Raw genomic sequence first — 307 nt, forward strand, 5'->3', positions numbered from 1 at the left:
CCAGCGACTTGGGCAAATCACCGATCCGGCCCCTGAGCCGTGTCCCCAGACCACCCGCAAGTACCACGGCTTGCATCACGGGTGTCCTTCCTGCCGCACGATTTCCACGACGGCTTTTCGGACAGCGTCGGCCGATCCAAGCTGGGGCCGCCAACCGAGTGCACGGAGCTTTGCTACGTCATAGGAAAACCGGGGAACATCCCCCGTCCAACCGCGATCTTCAAATCCGTATTCGATCCCCGCGCCCGGTGCGACGGCCTCGACGGTCGTTTCCGCTATGAAGCTGACGGTTACCCCTTTGTCCTCG

At 62.5% G+C, this 307-nt stretch carries 1 pseudogene; it reads right to left on the reverse strand.

The window, feature by feature from the left end:
- Positions 1-75: 75 nt before the first annotated feature.
- Positions 76-307, reverse strand: a pseudogene (locus EN845_RS35905) (epimerase); the annotation flags it as partial.

It is taken from the genome of Mesorhizobium sp. M8A.F.Ca.ET.202.01.1.1, from assembly GCF_004791595.1.
In the GTDB taxonomy this organism is placed as follows: domain Bacteria; phylum Pseudomonadota; class Alphaproteobacteria; order Rhizobiales; family Rhizobiaceae; genus Mesorhizobium.